Below are 19524 nucleotides of genomic sequence, written 5' to 3' on the forward strand. Positions count from 1 at the left end.
TAAATTCTTCAGGAATCGTATTTAATTCTGTGAAATGGAAATGAAGTTCTCCATTTTTAACTTCGTGTTTAGTCAGTTTAAAATAGTCAACAAGAATTTCTGGTAATAATAGTTTTGTTAGTTCAATTGAAGTATCCAAAATAGAGGTTTATTAGAAAGCAAAGTTCATACTTTTTAATTTACTCCACAACTTTTTGTGTTGATCCATCCTATTTCTGTTTATTTATTAAAAAAGAAAGTAGTGTTTTAGTGTTTTTTTTGTGGAGTAAAAATTTATTGTAAACTAAAAAAGCTGAATATTTTAAAAAATATTCAGCTTTTTGTCGGGGTGGCAGGATTCGAACCTGCGACCTCCTCGTCCCAAACGAGGCGCGATGACCGGGCTACGCTACACCCCGAAAATGATCATTCATTTAAGGACTGCAAAGATACACTCTTTTTGTAAATAGCAATTGTTTTTTTATGTTTTTTTTGCAAAAATTAATTAATTATATCTTTTTATGTTTCTATTAATAAAATTTATAAACATTCGCTTTTATAAGTATCAAAAAATGATACTTTTACACTTCTAAATTCGATACGGAATATTATGTCAGATACAATAGAAAAAATTAAATGTTTAATTATAGGTTCTGGTCCTGCCGGTTATACAGCAGCAATTTATGCAGCAAGAGCAGACATGAAGCCTGTGATGTATACAGGGATGCAAATGGGAGGTCAGTTAACAACTACAACAGAAGTTGATAATTTTCCAGGATATCCAGAGGGTACCGATGGTACTGCAATGATGGGAGATTTACAAAAACAAGCAGAACGTTTTGGTACAGATGTTCGTTTTGGGTTAGTAACTAGTGTAGATTTAAGTGATAAAGTTGGCGGAATTCATAAAGTTATTGTGGATGAGTCTAAACATATCGAAGCAGAAACTATTATTATTTGTACAGGAGCAACCGCAAAGTACTTAGGATTAGAAAGTGAACAACGTTTAATTGGTGGTGGAGTTTCTGCATGTGCAACTTGTGATGGGTTTTTCTATAAAGGACAAGATGTTGTAGTTGTTGGAGCAGGAGATACAGCAGCAGAAGAGGCTACTTATTTATCAAACATTTGTAGTAAAGTAACAATTTTAGTGCGTAAAGACTTTATGAGAGCTTCTAAAGCGATGCAGCATAGAGTAAATAAAACAAAAAATATTGAAGTACTTTACAATACAGAAATAGATGAGGTTTTAGGATCTAATGTTGTAGAAGGTGTAAGGGCTATCAATAATCAAACAAAAGAAACTACAGATATTGCTGTAACAGGTGTTTTTATTGCTATTGGTCATAAGCCAAATTCAGATTTATTTAAAGGAGTTTTAGATATGGATGAAACAGGGTATTTAATTACCAAAGGAAAATCTACAAAAACAAATTTACCAGGAGTTTTTGCAGCAGGCGATATTCAAGATAAAGAATACAGACAAGCTGTTACAGCGGCAGGTACAGGTTGTATGGCTGCTTTAGACGCAGAACGTTATTTAGGAGCTTTAGAATAAGTTTACTTAAATTAGAGCATAAAAAAAGAGATTACATTAATTTGTAATCTCTTTTTTTTATCATTTAAAGAAAGTTCTTAAACTGTAGCAGAAGCTTTCATAGATTTTCTATAAGTAAAAGAATTAAAAATATTTCTTTTACCAAAATTGTTCATAGATTTTGCGTTTACAAATTTTCCGAAAAGTATTTTACTAACACCAAAGTATTCGTATTTGTTTCCGTCTGTAAAAGTAACTTCTAATAACATGCTTTTATGGTGCCAATCTGCAACCTGAAATTCTGTTATTGTTTTTTTATAAGCCTCTAAATTAGCTTCTTTAGTCTCTGGTGCTATACTAACCAAGAAATGGTACCCATCAATAATTTGAGTACTCATAACATCTGCTTCTTCTTTTTTAGCCTCATCAGTAAACTTGTCTGGATGCCATTCCTTTACTAAACCTCTATAAGCCTTTTTTAAATCTTTTAAATCGATAGGGCCTTCTACTTTAAAAAGTTTTTTATATTCTTTAATACGTTTCATTCGTGTGTTTTCAAATTGCGTGCAAAAGTACTGATATTAAATTGATTATGATGCAGTAATTTTTTATTAATTGTAAATTCATTTTTTTCTACATTTTATTCAGGTACTACTTTTTTGTTTTTAAACTTAAAATTCATTTCTAAATATTTTTAAAAATCAGCTGTTTGCTGATTATTATCATTTTACAACTCATTTTTAATTTGCACCTTTAAAGATATCTAAATCATTTTATTATGAAAACGAGCATTTCTTATTACCAAAACAAAAATGAATTTCGCCTATTTGTAACCAAATCATTTTCTAGTTTAGTAAAACTTAAAAAAGAAGAGAATCAGGTTTCTTTTAATGAATTGGTGTTAAAAATTTTACCAGAAATTCGAAAATATGTAAACCAAAGATTTATTTCAGCAATTAAAAAAGGTCATTTTTCTAAAATGAAATACAAAGCTGATGATATTATAGATCAACTTTTTATTACTATTTATGATAATATAGAAGAGGTTAAAAATGAAAATGATTTCTATTTGTGGTTGTTTAAAAAAACGAATGAACTATTAGAAGATGTAATTGTTGAAGAAGAATTTAACGAATTGTTTTTTAAAAACATTGATGATTATTCTAAGCCAGAATGGAATGAAATGCAAGAGAAGTTTAGCACAGATGGAGGAGGAGATTTATTAATGATTGAAGAATTAGATGATTTGTCTTACAACCATAACGATTATAGTTTAGACCATGTTTTTGTAGAAGATAATGAAAAAGTGTTGGCAGATAAGTTGGATAAAAAAATAGGAGAAGATAAAATTAATGAACATATTGATTTGGTTTTACATAAAATGCCTTCTGCAATGCGTATTGCATTTTATTTATTTACAAACCAGAAGTTAAGAGTCGATGAAATTGCAGAAATACAAAAGAAAACAATACCTGAAATTGAAAAACTTTTAAGCGATGCTAAAAAAGTAATTCAAAGAAGTTTATTTAATAGATACTCGGTAGATAAATAGTGTGTCTCTTATTTTCTATATGATAAAGATTACTATATATCCAATATAATGTAAAATCACTTTTTAGATATTTGATAAAAACATCAACTTAATAAGAAGTGATTTTTTTTCTGCGGATAGAATCTTTTTGGGCATTAGACCAATTGTATTTACCTTCAAAAATACCTTTTGTTTCCCAGTCTCCGTACATTGGGTTTGGTAACACAATAAATTTGGTACCAAAAGAAGCTTTTAAGTTATCTGCATTGTTATTTCTTTTTATAGTAGAACTGTTTTCGAATATTGAAGAAAAGTCTGATAAGTTGTCTCCTAAAAGTAATACGATTTCATGTGTTTTTTCAACAATATTTCTTCTGGTTCCTTTTTCGCTACTATTTGTTTTTAAAAGTACATGCGTCTCATCAGCAAAAGGAAATCCTCTTAATTTTAAATTTTTAATAGTTTCTTTTGTTTGTTTAGCATCCCTATTAGAAATATAAAAAACTTCAATATTTTTGCTTTGCGCATAATTAAAAAAAGCTACAGCTCCAGGTATGGCTTTTGCATTTTCTTTTTTTACCCATTCTGCCCAACGTAAAGAGGTGTAATTTTCGTTTAGTTCAATTTGTTTACCACTATACGGACTATTATCTAGCACAGTTTCATCTATATCGGTAACAATAGCCATTGGTTTTTGTGCATTATTTTTAGCAATAATTTTATCTAATTGCAATTGTGCTAAATTGTATGCTTGATAAGTGAGTGCTTTATATTCTGATGCATTTTGTTGCCATAATACGGCTTGAATAGCATGCTCTTGAAGAGGTGTTTTACGTATGTTTTTTTGTTTTATAGTTGTAATTTGAGTTTTACATCCTAAAAAGATAAAAACTGTAAAAAGAGAAATAATAATTTTATTTTTCATTATGGAATATTTTTTATGCAAGACTAAAGGATATCAAAATTAATCTAATTTAATTATTTTACTAAGAATTTAAGCATAAAAAAACCATCATATTAAATGATGGTTTTATAACAAACAACTAATTTTAATCTAAGTAAAAAAGATTAATTTTTTAATATTTATATGATTGTCAGTTGAGCTTGAAAAAGAATATGAAAACTTTAACAAACTCAATTTGACATCAAGAGGTTTTAGAAGCAGTATTTATTTTCTGCTTTTACTTTTTCTGCTATTTCGTTACGTAAATCTACGATATCTGGATAGTTTTGGTATTTAGTAAAACGTTTTAAGCCCATTAACATCATACGTTGCTCATCACCTTCGGCAAAAGAAATAATACTTTCTTTACCTTTTTCTTCAATAATATCTACTGCATGATATAAGTATAGTTTAGACATTGCAATCTGTACAGATTGTGCTGCTTCACTAGTACGTTTTACATTTTTTTCTGTTCTTAAGATAGCAGATTCTGCCATATAGATTTCAATTAAAATATCTGAGGCAGCAATTAATAACTGTTGATGTTTCTCTATTTCTGGACCATATTTTTGAAGTGCTGCACCTGCAACCATTAAAAATGTTTTCTTTAATTTAGAAATCATTAATTTTTCTTCAGAAAAAAGTTCAGAAAAATCTGGTGTTTCAAAAGAAGGAATACCCATTAAACTGTTTGCAACTTCTGTTGCAGGGCCTAATAAATCTACATGTCCTTTCATTGCTTTTTTAATTAACATACCTACAGAAAGCATTCTGTTAATTTCATTGGTACCTTCATAGATACGAGCAATTCTTGCATCTCTCCAAGCCGATTCCATAGGAGTTTCTTCAGAGAATCCCATTCCACCAAAAATCTGAATTCCTTCATCAGCACAGTTTTGTACATCTTCAGAAACTGCTACTTTTAAGATAGAACATTCAATAGCATATTCTTCTACACCTTTTAATTCTGCTTCTTGATGTGTATTTCCTGCAGCCACTCTTAACGCAATTCTATCTTCGATATCTTTTGCAGATCTATAAGTTGCAGATTCACCAACATAAGCATTGGTAGCCATTTCAGCTAGTTTTACTTTAATTGCTCCAAAATCTGAAATAGGAGTTTTAAATTGTTTACGTTCGTTTGCATAATTTACGGCATGAGAAATAATTCTACGTTGAGAATCTAAACATGCACCCGCTAATTTAATACGACCAACATTTAAGGCGTTCATGGCAATTTTAAAACCTTCGCCACGACCCGCTAACATATTTTCTGCAGGAACAATGGTGTCGTTAAAAAATACTTGTCTAGTTGATGATGCTCTAATTCCTAATTTATGTTCTTCTTCACCTAAGGTAATTCCGTTTGGATTTTCTTTATCAAACTCTACAATAAAACCAGTTATGTTTTTATCACCTTCTATACGAGCAAAAACAATCATTAATTTACAAAAACCTGCGTTTGAAATCCACATTTTTTGACCGTTAATTTTGTATGATTTTCCATCAGCAGATAATTCTGCGGTAGTTTTTCCTGAATTTGCATCAGAACCAGCACCTGGTTCCGTTAAACAATAGGCACCAAACCATTCTCCAGTAGCCAATTTAGGAACATATTTTTGTTTTTGTTCTTCGGTTCCATATAACGTAATTGGCATTGTACCTATTCCGGTATGTGCACCAAATGCCGTACTAAAAGAACCTGTTCCACTAGAAATATAATCACAAGTTAATAATGTAGAAACAAATCCCATTCCTAAACCACCATAAGCTTCAGGAACTGCTACTCCTAAAAATCCTAATTCACCGGCTTTACGCATTACCTCTTCTGTAAGTGCATAATCTTTTGCTTCAAAACGAGCTTTGTGAGGAATGATCTCTCGATCATTAAATTCCATCACAGCTTCTTTCATCATTTGTTGCTCTTCAGAAAAATCTTCTGGAGTAAATATATCTTCACAGTTTGTTTCTTTTACAAGAAATTGACCACCTCTTAATAATTCTGCCATTTTGTTAATTGTTTTATTAGGTTATAGAAGAAAGAATATAAAAATAGACTGCTTTTGTTGGCAATTCTGAAATTCCATTGTTATCCTTTGGAATTCTTCTATTACTTCTTCAATTTTTTTAATTTTTATTTTTACGAAAGAAATTCGAAGACACCTGCAGCACCTTGACCAGTACCTACACACATCGTTACCATTCCGTATTTGTTTTTCATATCGCGCTTGCGCATTTCATCAAATAATTGCACAGATAATTTTGCTCCTGTACAACCTAATGGATGACCTAATGCAATGGCACCACCATTTACATTTACAATATCTTGGTTTAAATCTAACTCACGCATTACAGCTAAAGACTGAGAAGCAAAAGCTTCATTCAATTCAATTAACTCAATATCGTTTTGTTGTAAACCTGCTTGTTTTAAAACTTTAGGTATTGCAGCAACAGGCCCAATTCCCATAATTCTTGGTTCTACACCAGCAGCAGCGTAATTTACTACTCTTGCAATTGGTTCTAGATTTAATTCTTTTACCATTTCTTCGCTCATTACCATAACAAAGGCAGCTCCATCACTCATTTGAGATGAATTACCTGCTGTTACACTTCCTCCAGCAGCAAATACTGCTCTCAGTTTTGTTAAAGCTTCAATGCTAGTTCCTTTTCTAGGACCTTCATCTTTAGTTACAGTATATTTTTTTGTTGCTTTCTTTCCGTTTTCATCTAGATAAGTTTGCTCTACTTCAATAGGAACAATTTGATCTTGAAAACGATTTTCTGCTTGTGCTTTTAAAGCTTTCATGTGAGATTTAAAGGCAAATTCATCTTGGTCTTTTCTAGAAACCTTAAACTGATTTGCAACTGCTTCTGCAGTATTTCCCATTCCCCAATAATAATCTGCGTGACCAGATTTTACGGTATCGTAATTTAACTCTGGTTTAAATCCAGTCATTGGTACAGAGCTCATGCTTTCTGCTCCACCAGCAATAATACAACTTGCCATTCCTGCTTGAATTTTAGCTGCTGCCATTGCAATTGTTTCTAGTCCCGATGAACAGAATCTGTTTACAGTAACACCAGGTACATCCACAGAATTTAATCCTATTAAAGAAATAAAACGTGCCATGTTTAAACCTTGTGCGCCTTCTGGCATTGCGTTACCAACAATTACGTCATCTATACGTTTTACGTCTAAATTTGGTAATTCTTTCATCATGTGCTGAATGGTTTCTGCACCTAATTCATCTGCACGTTTAAAGCGAAAAACACCTTTTGGAGCTTTTGCAACTGCGGTTCTATATGCTTTTACTATATATGCTTGTTTTGTCATTAGTATTAAGATTTTAGTATAAAGAATTAAGATTTGGTTAATGATTTTTGAAGAGAAAAATTCATTCTTGTTACTTCAAGTATTTCATTAATAATAGGCCTTACATTTTCTTCTGTAATTAAATTTAATCTTTTTGATAAATATAATTGAGTTAATAATTCATAAGAAGAACCATTTGCAATTCCTAGAAACTGCTTAAATTCTCCATTTGTATTTCTTCCAGCTCCTTCAGAAATATTTGAAGGTATAGAAACTGCACTTCTTCGAAGTTGAGATGTTAATCCGTATTTTTCTTCTTTAGGAAAATTTTCAGAAGCGATATAACATTTTTCTGTTATATCCATTGCTTTCTGCCATATTTTTAAATCTTCAAATCTGTGCATAATAATAGTATTTCGATTTTAGTATTAAGTATTATTCTGTGAAATCATTTTGTTAAAGTTGCTCAATCTTAATACTGTATACTTAGTACTTAATTCCTAAGAGGTTTCCCCGTTTTTAACATGTGTTGAATTCTTTCTAATGTTTTACGTTCTGTACAAAGGGATAAAAACGCTTCACGTTCTAAATCTAATAAATACTGTTCTGTAACCAATGTTGGTTCAGATAAATCTCCACCAGCCATAACGTATGCTAGTTTATTGGCAATTTTCATATCATGTTCAGAAATGTATTTAGAATCTTGCATAGAATCTGTACCTACTAAAAACATCCCTAAAGCTTGCTTACCTAAAACTCTAACATCATTACGTTTTACAGGTTGCGTATATCCACTTTCTGCCATTAGTTTAGCATGTGCTTTTGCAGTTGCTATTTGTCTGTCTTTATTAACAACTACCACATCTTTTCCTTGTTGCAGTAAACCTAAATCGAAAGCTTCGTAAGCAGAAGTAGATACTTTTGCCATACCAATAGTTAAAAAGTTTTCTTGTAAAATGTTTAGCTCTACATCTCCTTTCTGAAAAGAATCTGATGCTCTTAAAGCCATTTCTTTAGAACCACCACCACCAGGAATTACACCAACTCCAAATTCTACTAATCCCATATACGTTTCTGCTGCTGCAACCACTTTATCTGCGTGTAAAGAAATTTCACAACCACCACCTAAAGCCATTCCATGAGGAGCAGAAATAGTTGGTATAGATGAATAACGCATACGCATCATAGTATCTTGAAAATATTTAATAGCATAATTTAATTCATCATATTCTTGCTCTACAGCCATCATAAAAATCATACCAATATTAGCACCTACAGAAAAATTTGCTGCTTGGTTACCAATAACCAAACCTTGAAAATCTTTTTGTGCAATATCAATCCCTTTATTAATACCTGCTAAAACATCACCACCAATGGTATTCATTTTAGATTGAAATTCTAGATTTAAAATTCCATCTCCAATATCTTCTATTACAACACCAGAATTTTTAAAAACTTCGTTTGATTTTCTAATGTTATCTAAAATGATAAACGATTCTTGACCCGGTTTTTTAGTCTGAGATTTAGAAGGAATGTCATAAAAATAAGTTGCTCCTTCTTTAACAGAGTAAAAAGATGTAGAACCAGCAGCTAACATTTCTGTTACCCAAGTTGCAGGTGCTACTCCATCTGCTTTCATTAATTCTATTCCTGCTTCTACACCAACGGCATCCCAAATTTCGAAAGGACCATTCTCCCAACCAAAACCAGCTTTCATTGCATCATCAATCTTGTAGATTTCATCAGAAATTTCTGGAATTCTATTCTGAACATACGCAAACATTGCTGCAAAGTTCTTTCTATAGAATTCACCAGCTTTATCTTTACCGCCAACTAATACTTTAAATCTGTCAATAGGTTTATCAATCGTTTTCGTAAGTTCTAAAGTTGCAAATTTTGCTCTTTTAGCAGCACGATATTCTAAAGTGTCTAAGTCTAATGTTAAGATTTCTTTCTTTCCATCAACAACTGTCTTTTTATAAAAACCTTGACCTGTTTTACTTCCTAACCATTTATTTTCCATCATTGTATTGATGAATGCTGGAAGCTTAAATAAATCATGCGCTTCATCATTAGGGCAGTTTTCGTAAATACCATTAGCAACATGTACTAAAGTATCTAAACCAACAACATCAACAGTTCTAAAAGTTGCAGATTTTGGACGACCAATTACTGGCCCCGTCAATTTATCAACTTCTTCAACCGTTAAACCTAATTCTTTTACTTGATGAAATAAAGATTGAATTCCGAAAATTCCAATTCTATTCCCTATAAATGCAGGTGTATCCTTCGCTAAAACAGAAGTTTTTCCTAAGAATTTTTCTCCGTACATCATTAAAAAGTCTGTAACTTCTTGTTTACAATCTGGACCAGGAACAACTTCAAAAAGTTTTAAATATCTAGGAGGATTAAAAAAGTGAGTTACTGCAAAATGTTTTTGAAAGTCTTCACTTCTTCCTTCATTCATAAACTTGATAGGAATACCAGAAGTATTCGAAGAAATAATAGTTCCGGGAGTTCTGTATTTCTCTAGTTTTTCAAAAACGATTTTTTTAATATCTAATCGCTCAACAACCACCTCCATAATCCAATCTACATCAGCAACCTTTGCAATATCATCATCTAAATTACCAGTGGTAATTCTATTTGCAAATTTTTGATTATAAATAGGAGAGGGCTTCGATTTAAGTGAGGCTGTAAGTGCATCATTTACCAAACGATTTCGTACAACTTTGTCTTCGAGCGTTAATCCTTTGGCTTTTTCTTTGTCGTTTAATTCTCTTGGAACAATGTCCAATAATAGAACTTCAACTCCAATGTTTGCAAAATGACACGCAATGCCACTTCCCATAATTCCAGAGCCAACTATTGCTACTTTTTTAATTCTTCTAGTCATTTGTTTTAAAATTATTTGACGTATGATTTAAAAAAACGTAAGACATAAGACTTTTGTATTCAGTCTAATTATCTTATGTCATTTAGTCTTTAGTCATTTTTGTTATACTGCTTTATTGTTGACGTTTTCATAAATTTCTTTATCTGCAATTAATTTATTAATTGTAGATGTTACCTTAAAAAATCCTGCTAAATCTTCTTCAGAAACATGGGCTCTTACCGTGTTATTAAATTGAATAACATGACCTCTGGAGACTTTACGCATTTCTCTACCATAATCTGTTAATTTAATAATAACACTTCTACCATCTTCTGGGTTCTTTTCTCTACAAATAGCACCTTTATCTTCCATCGTTTTTAAAATTCTAGAAAGACTTGTTGGCTCCATACCCATTAAAGGACCTAAAGCCGTAGATGGGGTTCCGTTTTGTTTATCAATATTTAATAAAACAAAAGCAGTTGCCATTGTGCTATCGTGTTTTACTGCCTGTTCATTATACACTTTTGCAACGGCTTGCCACGTTGCTCTAAGCTCATGATCTATTGATTTGTGTTTATCCATTCTGTCAAATATATAAAAATTTATTATGCATGCATAGTAAATTTGAAAAAAGTTATGCGTGCATAGTAAAATTTAACAAAAAATATAGATGTTTTTTTAAAACGTATTCGTGCTTTATGATCGTTTTTTTCCAATATTTATTGGGGTTACAGGAATAATTTAATCTTTAGATTCTTAATTTTTATAAAATGGTTTTTTAAGGCAAGCCTTTAGATAAAAGTAAAAAGAGATTCTTTTAATTTATATTGTAACGTTTTAGTCTCTATGAATACTAATATTATTAAAATATGTAAGTTTGTAGTACCGAGAACTTTTCTGAAAAAAATAATAATACTGAATGAAGAATTTATTAGAAGTTAATAATGTTGTAAAAAATTATGGAGATTTTAGAGCATTAAATGATGTTTCCTTGCACATTCCTAAAGGATGTGTTTTTGGTTTATTAGGACCAAATGGAGCGGGAAAAACATCTTTAATTCGGATTATCAACCAAATTACAATGCCAGATAGTGGTGCTATCATTTTAGATGGAGAAGAATTGGCTCCGCATCATACAGCGCAAATTGGGTATTTACCAGAAGAGCGTGGTTTGTATAAATCGATGAAAGTAGGAGAACAAGCATTGTATTTGGCACAATTAAAAGGATTAAGTAAATCCGAAGCAAAAAAACGGTTAAAATATTGGTTCGATAAATTTGATATTTCTGCTTGGTGGAACAAGAAAATTGAGGAGCTTTCTAAAGGAATGGCGCAAAAAGTACAATTTATTGTTACGGTGATGCACAATCCTAAATTATTAATTTTTGATGAACCTTTTTCTGGGTTCGATCCAATTAATGCGCAATTAATTGCTAAAGAAATTTTACAACTTCGTGATGAAGGAGCAACCATTATTTTCTCGACACACAGAATGGAATCGGTAGAAGAAATGTGCGATGAAATTGCTTTGATTGATAAATCTAATAAAATTTTAGACGGAAAGTTAGATGATATCAAACGCGAGTTTAGAACGCACACTTTTCAAGTGGGATTAAATACAGCAAATCCTAAGGAGGTAGAAGCAATGTTAAAAGAGAATTTTGAAGTTTCGCCAGCAAACTTTAAATTATTAAATGATAGTTTAACCCTAAATGTAAAATTAACAGCAGCAAATTCATCTAACGATCTACTTTCTTTTTTAACAAGTAGAGGAGAAGTGCAACATTTTGTAGAGTTGATACCAAGTGCAAACGATATTTTTATTCAGGCAATACAAAAAAATAGTTAAGAAAATGAGCAAGTTAAAACTAATTATAGAGCGAGAGTTTATTGCAAAGGTTCGTAACAAATCTTTTATAATGATGACTTTTTTAAGTCCGTTATTAATGTTGGGTATGGGGGCCTTAGTTTATTTTCTGATGAAAAAGAATGACGAAAAGGTAAAAGAGATTGTGTATGTAGATAATTCTAAATTGTTTTCTAAAGACGATTTTAAAGACACAGCAACTGTTCATTATTTAGATTATACTGCATTAGGAGTAGATGAAACCAAAAAGAAAGTAGAAGAAGGTAATTATTATGGAGCGTTAATTATACCTAAACAAGATAGTTTAGAGTTGTTGGCACATTCTATAGAGTTTTATTCTAAAGATTCTCCAGGAATGTCTGTTATAGGTTCTCTAGAAAATAAAATAGAAACCAAGATTAGAAACGAAAAGCTAAATGATTTTGGTATCGATTTAGAGAAAATTAAAGCATCAAAAATTAATACAGATATAAAAATGTTTAATTTTTCTGGAGAAGAGTCTTCCAAATTAATAAACGGATTAAAAATAGGTATTGGTGCAGTTGCTGGTTACTTATTAATGATGTTTGTTATTATTTACGGTAACTCTGTAATGCGAAGTGTTATAGAAGAGAAAACAAGTAGAATTATAGAAATTATTGTATCGTCTGTAAAACCTTTTCAGTTAATGTTGGGTAAAATTATAGGGAACGCTTCTGCTGGTTTATTACAGTTCTTTATTTGGGGAATTATATTGCTTGTATTAACAACGGTTGCTTCATCTGTTTTTGGAGTAGATGTGGTAGAAATGCAAACTGCAAGAGTACCAGCAGAACAAATGGAAGCAGTAAAAGCAGCAACCGGAAGAGGAGAAATGCAAATGATTATGCAAGAAGTTTTAAGACTACCTATTTTAAAAATGTTTGTCTTATTTATTTTTTACTTCTTAGGTGGGTTTATGTTATATAGTTCACTATTTGCCGCAGTTGGTGCAGCGGTAGATAATGAAACAGATACACAACAATTTATGTTACCAATTATGTTGCCTTTAATGTTAGGTATTTATGTTGGTTTTGCAACGGTTATGAACGATCCCCATGGATCTATAGCAATATTGTTTTCTTACATTCCGTTTACAAGTCCTATTGTAATGTTAATGAGAGTTCCTTTTGGTGTTTCTTGGTATGAGTTGGCAATTTCTATGGCATTATTATTGGTTACCTTTGTATTTATGGTTTGGTTAGCAGCAAAAATATACAGAGTAGGTATTTTAATGTATGGTAAAAAACCAACCTATAAAGACTTGTATAAGTGGTTAAAGTATAAAGGCTAATTTTTATGGAAAAGCTAAAAGAATTTCTTAATTATTCGTTTAATTTAACAGACGGTATTCATCTTAATGTAAAAACAATTTTGGTGGTAACCATTGTTTTTGTTTTAACAAGTTTATGTATAAATTTGATAAGAAAGTTTGTTAATAAAAGTTTAAATGAAGAAGATAAAGGGAAGTTTAAAGCTGTTTTTTCATTTGTAAAATATATAATCTACACCGTTGTTTTAGTAATAGCCTTAGAGTCTTCTGGGATTAAAGTTGGAGTGTTATTAGCAGGTTCTGCTGCATTATTAGTAGGTATTGGTTTAGGGTTACAAACATTGTTTCAAGACATTGTATCTGGTATTTTTATCATTTTAGATAAGTCTCTACATGTTAATGATATTATAGAAATTGAAGGGAAAGTTGGAAAAGTGGTAGAAATAAGGTTAAGAACAACAAGGGCTATTACTATAGATGATAAAGTACTTATTGTGCCTAATCATAAATTTTTAACCACTAGTTTATTTAATTGGACACAAAATGGAAGTCAAACAACAGAAAGTGTTGCCATTGGTGTTGCTTATGGTTCGGACGTAGCGCTAGTTAAAAAACTTTTAATAGAGGTAGCAAAAGCACATCCAAGAGTTTTAACATCAAAAGAACCAAGAGTTTTGTTTGATGATTTTGGAGACAGTGCGTTACAATTTAAATTGCTTTTTGTTATCAATAATAGTTACGAACACTTAACCATAAAGAGCGATTTACGTTTTGCAATTGATCAAAAATTTAGAGAAAATAATATTTCAATTCCATTTCCACAAAGAGATGTACACCTTATAAAATAAGAAAAAGATGCCAAAAATATTAATAATAGAAGATGAAGCTGCTATTAGAAGAGTTTTAACAAAAATAATATCAGAAGAAAATGAAACGTATCATGTAGAAGAGGCAGAAGACGGATTATTAGGAATTGAAATGATTAAAAATAATGATTACGATTTGGTTTTGTGTGATATTAAAATGCCAAAAATGGATGGCGTTGAGGTGTTAGAAAAGGCAAAAAAAATAAAACCAGAAATACCAATTGTTATGATTTCTGGTCATGGAGATTTAGATACAGCAGTAAATACTATGCGTTTAGGTGCTTTCGATTATATTTCTAAACCACCAGATTTAAATAGGCTTTTAAATACAGTAAGAAATGCTTTGGATACAAAAGTGTTGATTGTAGAGAACAAAAGGCTAAAGAAAAAAGTAAGCAAGAACTATGAAATGATTGGTGAAAGCGACGCAATTTCTCACATAAAAGAGATGATTGAAAAAGTAGCGCCAACAGATGCAAGAGTTTTAATTACTGGTCCTAATGGAACAGGAAAAGAATTGGTAGCGCATTGGTTGCACGAAAAATCGGATAGAGTAAAAGCACCATTAATTGAAGTAAATTGTGCTGCAATTCCATCAGAATTAATAGAAAGTGAATTATTTGGACATGTAAAAGGTTCTTTTACAGGCGCAAATAAAGATAGAGCAGGTAAGTTTGAAGCAGCAAATGGAGGAACTATTTTTTTGGATGAAATAGGAGATATGAGTCTGTCTGCGCAAGCAAAAGTATTACGAGCTTTGCAAGAAAATAAAATTCAACGTGTAGGATCAGATAGAGATATCAAAGTAAATGTTAGAATTGTTGCAGCAACCAATAAAGATCTAAAAGAAGAAATTGCAGAAGGTAGGTTTAGAGAAGATTTGTATCATAGATTAGCGGTTATTTTAATTCAGGTTCCTTCTTTAAATGATCGAAGAGAAGATATTCCTTTGTTAGTCGATTTTTTTACGGATAAAATCTCGGTAGAACAAGGAATGCCTAAAAAAGGATTTTCTTCTGCAGCAATTAAATTGTTACAAGAGTACGATTGGACAGGTAATATACGTGAATTAAGAAATGTTGTAGAACGTTTAATTATTCTTGGTGAAAAAGAAGTTTCTGCAAAAGACATTAAACTTTTCGCTTCTAAATAGTGTAAAACTATTATTAAATCAAATAACTATAAATAAAGCTGATGGAAATATAAAAAGTTACCATTGACTTTTTTTCTTTTTTAAGGTATTGAATTTTATCTTTGTGGTGTTAAAAAAATAGAACATTAATAATAAAAAAATAAAAATATGGCAACAGCAGTAGGGAAAAAATTTCCAGATTTAAATGTAGACGCAATGAATGAAATGGGAGATACATTTAAATTAAATGTATTGGAAGAAGCAATTAATAACAAAAAGAAAGTGTTATTATTTTGGTACCCAAAAGACTTTACATTTGTTTGTCCTACAGAATTACATGCTTTTCAGGCAGCTTTGGGAGAATTTGAAAAAAGAAATACAATTGTAATTGGTGCTTCTTGTGATACTCCAGAGGTGCACTTTGCATGGTTAAGTACTTCTAAAGACAATGGTGGAATTGAAGGTGTTACTTACCCAATTTTAGCAGACAGCAACAGAAACTTATCTTCTATCTTAGGTATTTTAGATATTACTAATGAAACTTTTGATGAAGCTTCACAAACAATTCAAGTAGAAGGAGATAACGTAACTTATAGAGCTACTTATTTAATTGATGAAGAAGGAACTGTTTTTCATGAAGGAATTAACCACATGCCAGTTGGTAGAAATGTAAATGAATTTTTACGTTTAATTGATGCTTATGCACACGTTCAATCTCACGGAGAAGTTTGTCCTGCAAACTGGGAAGAAGGTAAAGACGCAATGTCTCCTGATGCAAAAGGAACTGCAGCTTATTTAGCTTCTCACTAATAAAAATTAAGAATAAAGAGTTCGTGTGTGTATCGGGGGATTAATGCGCGGACTACTTTATTTTAAATATTTAATATTATGGTACAAGAATTAAGTGTAGATAATTTAGCAGAAATAGTTTCTGATAATAAAAAGGTAGTTGTACAATATGCAGCAACTTGGTGTGGAAACTGTAGAATTATGAAACCAAAGTTTAAAAAATTATCTTCAGAAAATGAAGATATGGTTTTTGTAATTGCAGATGCAGAAAAATTTCCTGAAAGTAGAAAATTAGCAGACGTTAGTAATTTGCCAACATTTGCTACTTTTGTAGATGGAAAAATAGTGAATCAAACACAAACAAATAAGTTTGAAGTTTTAAAGGATCTAGTAAACGAAGTTGTTTAATTATGAAATTACCTGTAATAAAACACTTAACTAATTTTATCGAAGAAAACGATCAAGATTATGTGCTAGAAACCATAGAAACTTTAGAAGCTTTAACAGAAGTTCCATCTTTAAAAGATGAAGAATTAGACGTTATTGGAGAGTTAATTTCTAATATGTACGGAGCTGTTGAGGTAGATAAAATGATAAAAGAAGGAACACCTAAAAAAGAAGCATTAAACGCTTTTATGAAACGTGTTCTAGGTTCTATTGATAAATAAATAGCTACCTTTATAATGTATAAAAATCTCAAGTGAAAGCTTGAGATTTTTTTTGATAGCAATGAACCTTTTATTGCTCTTAAGTTTTTTATTGGATAAACCTCATTAACATTTCAATGTTGATGAGGTTTATTTAATCTTTTTTTATTTATAATACAGTTCTTAGTGGTTTTTTATTTCCTCTAATTCCTTTTCTAAAGCCTCTGCTTTTTCTTTAAATTTTTGCATAGCATTTTTAAGCTGACTGACTTTTTTAATGAGCTCATCATTTTGTAAAGCTTCGTAAGTTGTTGCGCCGTTTGTTTCTTTTATTTTTGATTTGCCTCCGCAAGTTGGGCAATTTACTACTGTACTCATTTTATTCAGTTTTTTTTAAATGATCTATAATTCCACTTTTAAACACGGTTTTTAAAGGTCTTTCAGGTTTGTTTACATAACCAATGATAATAGAAGTGTGTACTATCATTTTTTCAAAATCTAAAACCACGGTTAAATAATCTTTTTTACCTGTTTCGTGCCAGTTAACGATATAAAGATCATTGCCAATTTTTTTTGAACGATATGGAATGTCTTTATTTCCATTTCCTTTTGCTGGTCCTGCCACCCATTTATATTTGGCTTTACCTTTATAAAAATCAAAGTGAATGGCAGTACCATTTTGATATTGAAAATTAAAAGAATAGCCGTCTAAAAAATGTTCTGGTTCTCCAAACTGAAAGTTGTTGTCTTCTATCGTTTTGGTTTGAGATAAGCCAACACCAACACTAAATAGGGTTAGACAAATACATGTAATTAATTTTTTTTTCATGGTTTATGGTTTTAAATAGATTCAATTGCTTTTTTGTTTTCAGTGTTGCTTGTAGTCATAAAAACAACAGTATAACAAGTTGTAAACATTTGTTTTATTGTTGTACAAAGATGAAGCAATTGCAACTTATACAAAAGATAAAAAAGTGACTTAAAATGGTAAAAGTTGGACCAATAGTCTTCTTATATTGATTTTATAAATGATTTTGGGGAAATTATACTTTTTTTTCTCTTTCTAATAAAAACGATCCTTACTTCTTTAATTTTGATTTAATGAAAAGAGCCATTTCTTTTCCCCAAATCTTATAAGTCAGTTCTGAAGGATGAACACCATCACTAAAATATATTTTAGAATTATTATTAGGTAATGCATGTTTTTTACTCCATTGCTCCAAGGTAATTACTTCATTATAGTAAAAAACGTTCTTTTTGTTTTTAGTTAAGAGATCTAACCTTTTGCCAAAAATTTCTACCAAATTACCAATTACAAATTTTATAGCCCTTGTAAAAGCAGGAAACTCTTTTATTGGAGGCATATTTGTAAAGAAAATAGGCGTTCCTGGGAATTTATTTTGAAGTAAATTAATGAGTTCTTCAATGGATTTATGCCAATTTTTAGGAGAATTTAAAGTAAAAGCATCGTTACCACCCATACCAATAATAATGATGTCGGTACTGGTTTCTTCAATTTTCGGAATAATTTTTTTACAAACTCTTTCTGCCGTATAACCACTTCTTGCGTATACTCGCCAATTTATATTTTTTTGTAATTCTGCAGAAAGTGTATCTGCTAAAGCTCCTGTAAAACCGTTTTTATGATAGTCTACGCCAACTCCTGCAATGGTACTTTCTCCGATAGAAAGTATATGTAGTGTTTTGTTAAAATTTCCATTTACCAAGCCTTTTGGTTCTTTGGCTTCAGGAAGTGAGGGAACTTTTTTACGAATGTTTTTTCCTTGAAAATATAAAAGAGGTAGTAAAGGAATAGAAACAATACTGCCTAGAAAGTATTTTAATTTACTGTTCATCTTTTTTTTCCTCGTTCGCTTTTTTTATAATAGCTTTTAAACGTTCCTTGTTAAGTTGTTTTTCTAGCTTTACCTTATTGATTTTTTGATTCATCAATTTAGTGTGTTTTGCTTTATTAACGGAATTTTTTGCTTTTCCTTTTCCCTTTTTTGGCATTGTAATAAAATTAAGGGTTAGTTATTTTCTATGAAATAACCACCAATTCATATCTCTTGTTAATTTATACCCTAGTTTTTCATAAAGAGGAATTGCAGGGTTTCCTTTATTAGTATGTAACATTGGTAGTTTATTCTCTTTTAAAATTTGTTTGGTTACATAAGAAACCAATTGTTTGGCAAACCCTTTTCTTGTATAATCAGGATGTGTAACAACGCCACTAAGTTCAATAAAATCATCAGTTTGCATTCTTTGTCCTGTAAGAGCAACTAGTTTATTGTTTTTAAAAATACCATAATAATTACCCATTTTAAACCCTCCTCTTTGATAAAAACCAGGCATTACCAACCAAATTAAATCATAAACTTCATCAATGTATTCTTCACCTAATAAAACAATATCTTCTGTTATTTCTAGTTCTACATGTCTTTCTAAAACCATTTGACAACCATTAATTTTTTTATCAAGAATAACATGCTTTGTATCTATTGTAGGTGTTTTTTCTTCTACAACTAAAAAGAATCTTTCAGCTATTTTAGAGTGTGCAGTTAATGCTTTTGCTGTTTTTGAAGCATCCTCAAAGGCTCCAAAAGAACAAATTTCTGGTTGGTAGAACTCTACACCATCATATTGTATTAAAAATTGATGATGTGTGTCCTTTAACGAATACCAAACTGGGTTTTTTAGTTTTTCTTCTAAAGTTTTCATAGAGAATAAATATATAAAAAAAAGCTCGCAATT

Annotated in this window: 21 protein-coding genes and 1 tRNA gene; 9 read left to right on the top strand and 13 right to left on the bottom strand. The window is 30.8% G+C overall.

Annotated features, from left to right (window positions below; genetic code table 11):
- Positions 1-323: 323 nt before the first annotated feature.
- Positions 324-398 (bottom strand) — tRNA-Pro (locus WHD07_RS15195).
- A 191-nt stretch (positions 399-589) separates the two neighbouring features.
- On the opposite strand from WHD07_RS15195, the gene trxB reads away from it, so the two are divergent.
- Positions 590-1537: a thioredoxin-disulfide reductase gene (gene trxB, locus WHD07_RS15200; RefSeq protein ID WP_105047604.1), complete on the top strand. Its 948-nt coding sequence runs from the start codon at positions 590-592 to the stop codon at positions 1535-1537.
- A gap of 77 nt (positions 1538-1614) precedes the next feature.
- Here the strand turns inward: trxB and WHD07_RS15205 are convergent, their stop codons facing one another.
- Positions 1615-2061 carry a KTSC domain-containing protein gene (locus WHD07_RS15205; RefSeq protein ID WP_105047605.1) on the bottom strand — a complete coding sequence of 149 codons (447 nt, stop codon included), beginning with the start codon at positions 2059-2061 and terminating at the stop codon, positions 1615-1617.
- A 233-nt stretch (positions 2062-2294) separates the two neighbouring features.
- On the opposite strand from WHD07_RS15205, the gene WHD07_RS15210 reads away from it, so the two are divergent.
- A complete protein-coding gene (locus WHD07_RS15210; RefSeq protein ID WP_343329078.1) occupies positions 2295-3068 on the top strand; it encodes a sigma-70 family RNA polymerase sigma factor in 774 nt (257 codons plus the stop codon).
- A gap of 88 nt (positions 3069-3156) precedes the next feature.
- On the opposite strand, the gene WHD07_RS15215 is transcribed toward WHD07_RS15210, so the two are convergent.
- From WHD07_RS15215 to WHD07_RS15240, 6 genes are all read right to left on the bottom strand, one after another.
- Positions 3157-3972 (bottom strand): 5'-nucleotidase, lipoprotein e(P4) family, encoded by an 816-nt coding sequence (locus WHD07_RS15215; protein WP_343329079.1) that lies wholly within the window; start codon positions 3970-3972, stop codon positions 3157-3159.
- A 230-nt stretch (positions 3973-4202) separates the two neighbouring features.
- Positions 4203-5999, bottom strand: a complete 1797-nt coding sequence (locus WHD07_RS15220) for an acyl-CoA dehydrogenase family protein (protein WP_343329080.1) — start codon at positions 5997-5999, stop codon at positions 4203-4205.
- Between the two features lie 131 nt (positions 6000-6130).
- On the bottom strand, positions 6131-7324 hold the full coding sequence (locus WHD07_RS15225) for an acetyl-CoA C-acyltransferase (protein WP_343329081.1): 1194 nt from the start codon (positions 7322-7324) through the stop codon (positions 6131-6133).
- A 26-nt stretch (positions 7325-7350) separates the two neighbouring features.
- Positions 7351-7707 (bottom strand): four helix bundle protein, encoded by a 357-nt coding sequence (locus tag WHD07_RS15230; protein WP_068450537.1) that lies wholly within the window; start codon positions 7705-7707, stop codon positions 7351-7353.
- A gap of 89 nt (positions 7708-7796) precedes the next feature.
- Entirely contained in the window at positions 7797-10199 is a 2403-nt protein-coding gene (locus WHD07_RS15235) for a 3-hydroxyacyl-CoA dehydrogenase/enoyl-CoA hydratase family protein (protein ID WP_343329082.1), read from the bottom strand.
- A gap of 102 nt (positions 10200-10301) precedes the next feature.
- Entirely contained in the window at positions 10302-10760 is a 459-nt protein-coding gene (locus WHD07_RS15240) for a MarR family winged helix-turn-helix transcriptional regulator (protein WP_105047612.1), read from the bottom strand.
- Positions 10761-11097: 337 nt separating this feature from the next.
- Between WHD07_RS15240 and WHD07_RS15245 the strand changes: the two genes are divergently transcribed.
- The 7 genes from WHD07_RS15245 to WHD07_RS15275 all read left to right on the top strand — a co-directional run bounded on the left by WHD07_RS15245 (position 11098) and on the right by WHD07_RS15275 (position 16791).
- Positions 11098-12027 carry an ABC transporter ATP-binding protein gene (locus tag WHD07_RS15245; RefSeq protein WP_105047613.1) on the top strand — a complete coding sequence of 310 codons (930 nt, stop codon included), beginning with the start codon at positions 11098-11100 and terminating at the stop codon, positions 12025-12027.
- A gap of 4 nt (positions 12028-12031) precedes the next feature.
- Entirely contained in the window at positions 12032-13357 is a 1326-nt protein-coding gene (locus WHD07_RS15250) for an ABC transporter permease (protein WP_343329083.1), read from the top strand.
- A 5-nt stretch (positions 13358-13362) separates the two neighbouring features.
- Positions 13363-14184: a mechanosensitive ion channel family protein gene (locus tag WHD07_RS15255; protein WP_343329084.1), complete on the top strand. Its 822-nt coding sequence runs from the start codon at positions 13363-13365 to the stop codon at positions 14182-14184.
- A 7-nt stretch (positions 14185-14191) separates the two neighbouring features.
- A complete protein-coding gene (locus WHD07_RS15260; protein WP_343329085.1) occupies positions 14192-15355 on the top strand; it encodes a sigma-54 dependent transcriptional regulator in 1164 nt (387 codons plus the stop codon).
- A gap of 147 nt (positions 15356-15502) precedes the next feature.
- Positions 15503-16144, top strand: a complete 642-nt coding sequence (locus WHD07_RS15265; RefSeq protein ID WP_105047617.1) for a peroxiredoxin — start codon at positions 15503-15505, stop codon at positions 16142-16144.
- A gap of 78 nt (positions 16145-16222) precedes the next feature.
- Positions 16223-16531 (top strand): thioredoxin family protein, encoded by a 309-nt coding sequence (locus tag WHD07_RS15270; protein WP_105047618.1) that lies wholly within the window; start codon positions 16223-16225, stop codon positions 16529-16531.
- 2 nt (positions 16532-16533) lie between these two features.
- Positions 16534-16791 carry a DUF6952 family protein gene (locus WHD07_RS15275; protein WP_105047619.1) on the top strand — a complete coding sequence of 86 codons (258 nt, stop codon included), beginning with the start codon at positions 16534-16536 and terminating at the stop codon, positions 16789-16791.
- Positions 16792-16953: 162 nt separating this feature from the next.
- Here the strand turns inward: WHD07_RS15275 and WHD07_RS15280 are convergent, their stop codons facing one another.
- The 5 genes from WHD07_RS15280 to WHD07_RS15300 all read right to left on the bottom strand — a co-directional run bounded on the left by WHD07_RS15280 (position 16954) and on the right by WHD07_RS15300 (position 19491).
- Positions 16954-17148, bottom strand: a complete 195-nt coding sequence (locus tag WHD07_RS15280; RefSeq protein ID WP_146105236.1) for a hypothetical protein — start codon at positions 17146-17148, stop codon at positions 16954-16956.
- A 1-nt stretch (position 17149) separates the two neighbouring features.
- Positions 17150-17599, bottom strand: coding sequence for a MoaF-related domain-containing protein (locus WHD07_RS15285; protein ID WP_343329086.1), 450 nt, complete (start codon positions 17597-17599; stop codon positions 17150-17152).
- Between the two features lie 250 nt (positions 17600-17849).
- Complete coding sequence (locus WHD07_RS15290) at positions 17850-18626, bottom strand: SGNH/GDSL hydrolase family protein (protein ID WP_343329087.1); 777 nt, start codon at positions 18624-18626, stop codon at positions 17850-17852.
- Positions 18616-18783, bottom strand: a complete 168-nt coding sequence (locus tag WHD07_RS15295; protein WP_170062849.1) for a hypothetical protein — start codon at positions 18781-18783, stop codon at positions 18616-18618. The genes WHD07_RS15290 and WHD07_RS15295 overlap by 11 nt, the downstream gene beginning before the upstream one ends.
- A gap of 21 nt (positions 18784-18804) precedes the next feature.
- Positions 18805-19491, bottom strand: coding sequence for a GNAT family N-acetyltransferase (locus WHD07_RS15300; RefSeq protein WP_343329088.1), 687 nt, complete (start codon positions 19489-19491; stop codon positions 18805-18807).
- Positions 19492-19524: the final 33 nt, after the last annotated feature.

The organism is Polaribacter staleyi (assembly GCF_038024045.1).
Taxonomy (GTDB): Bacteria; Bacteroidota; Bacteroidia; order Flavobacteriales; family Flavobacteriaceae; genus Polaribacter; species Polaribacter butkevichii.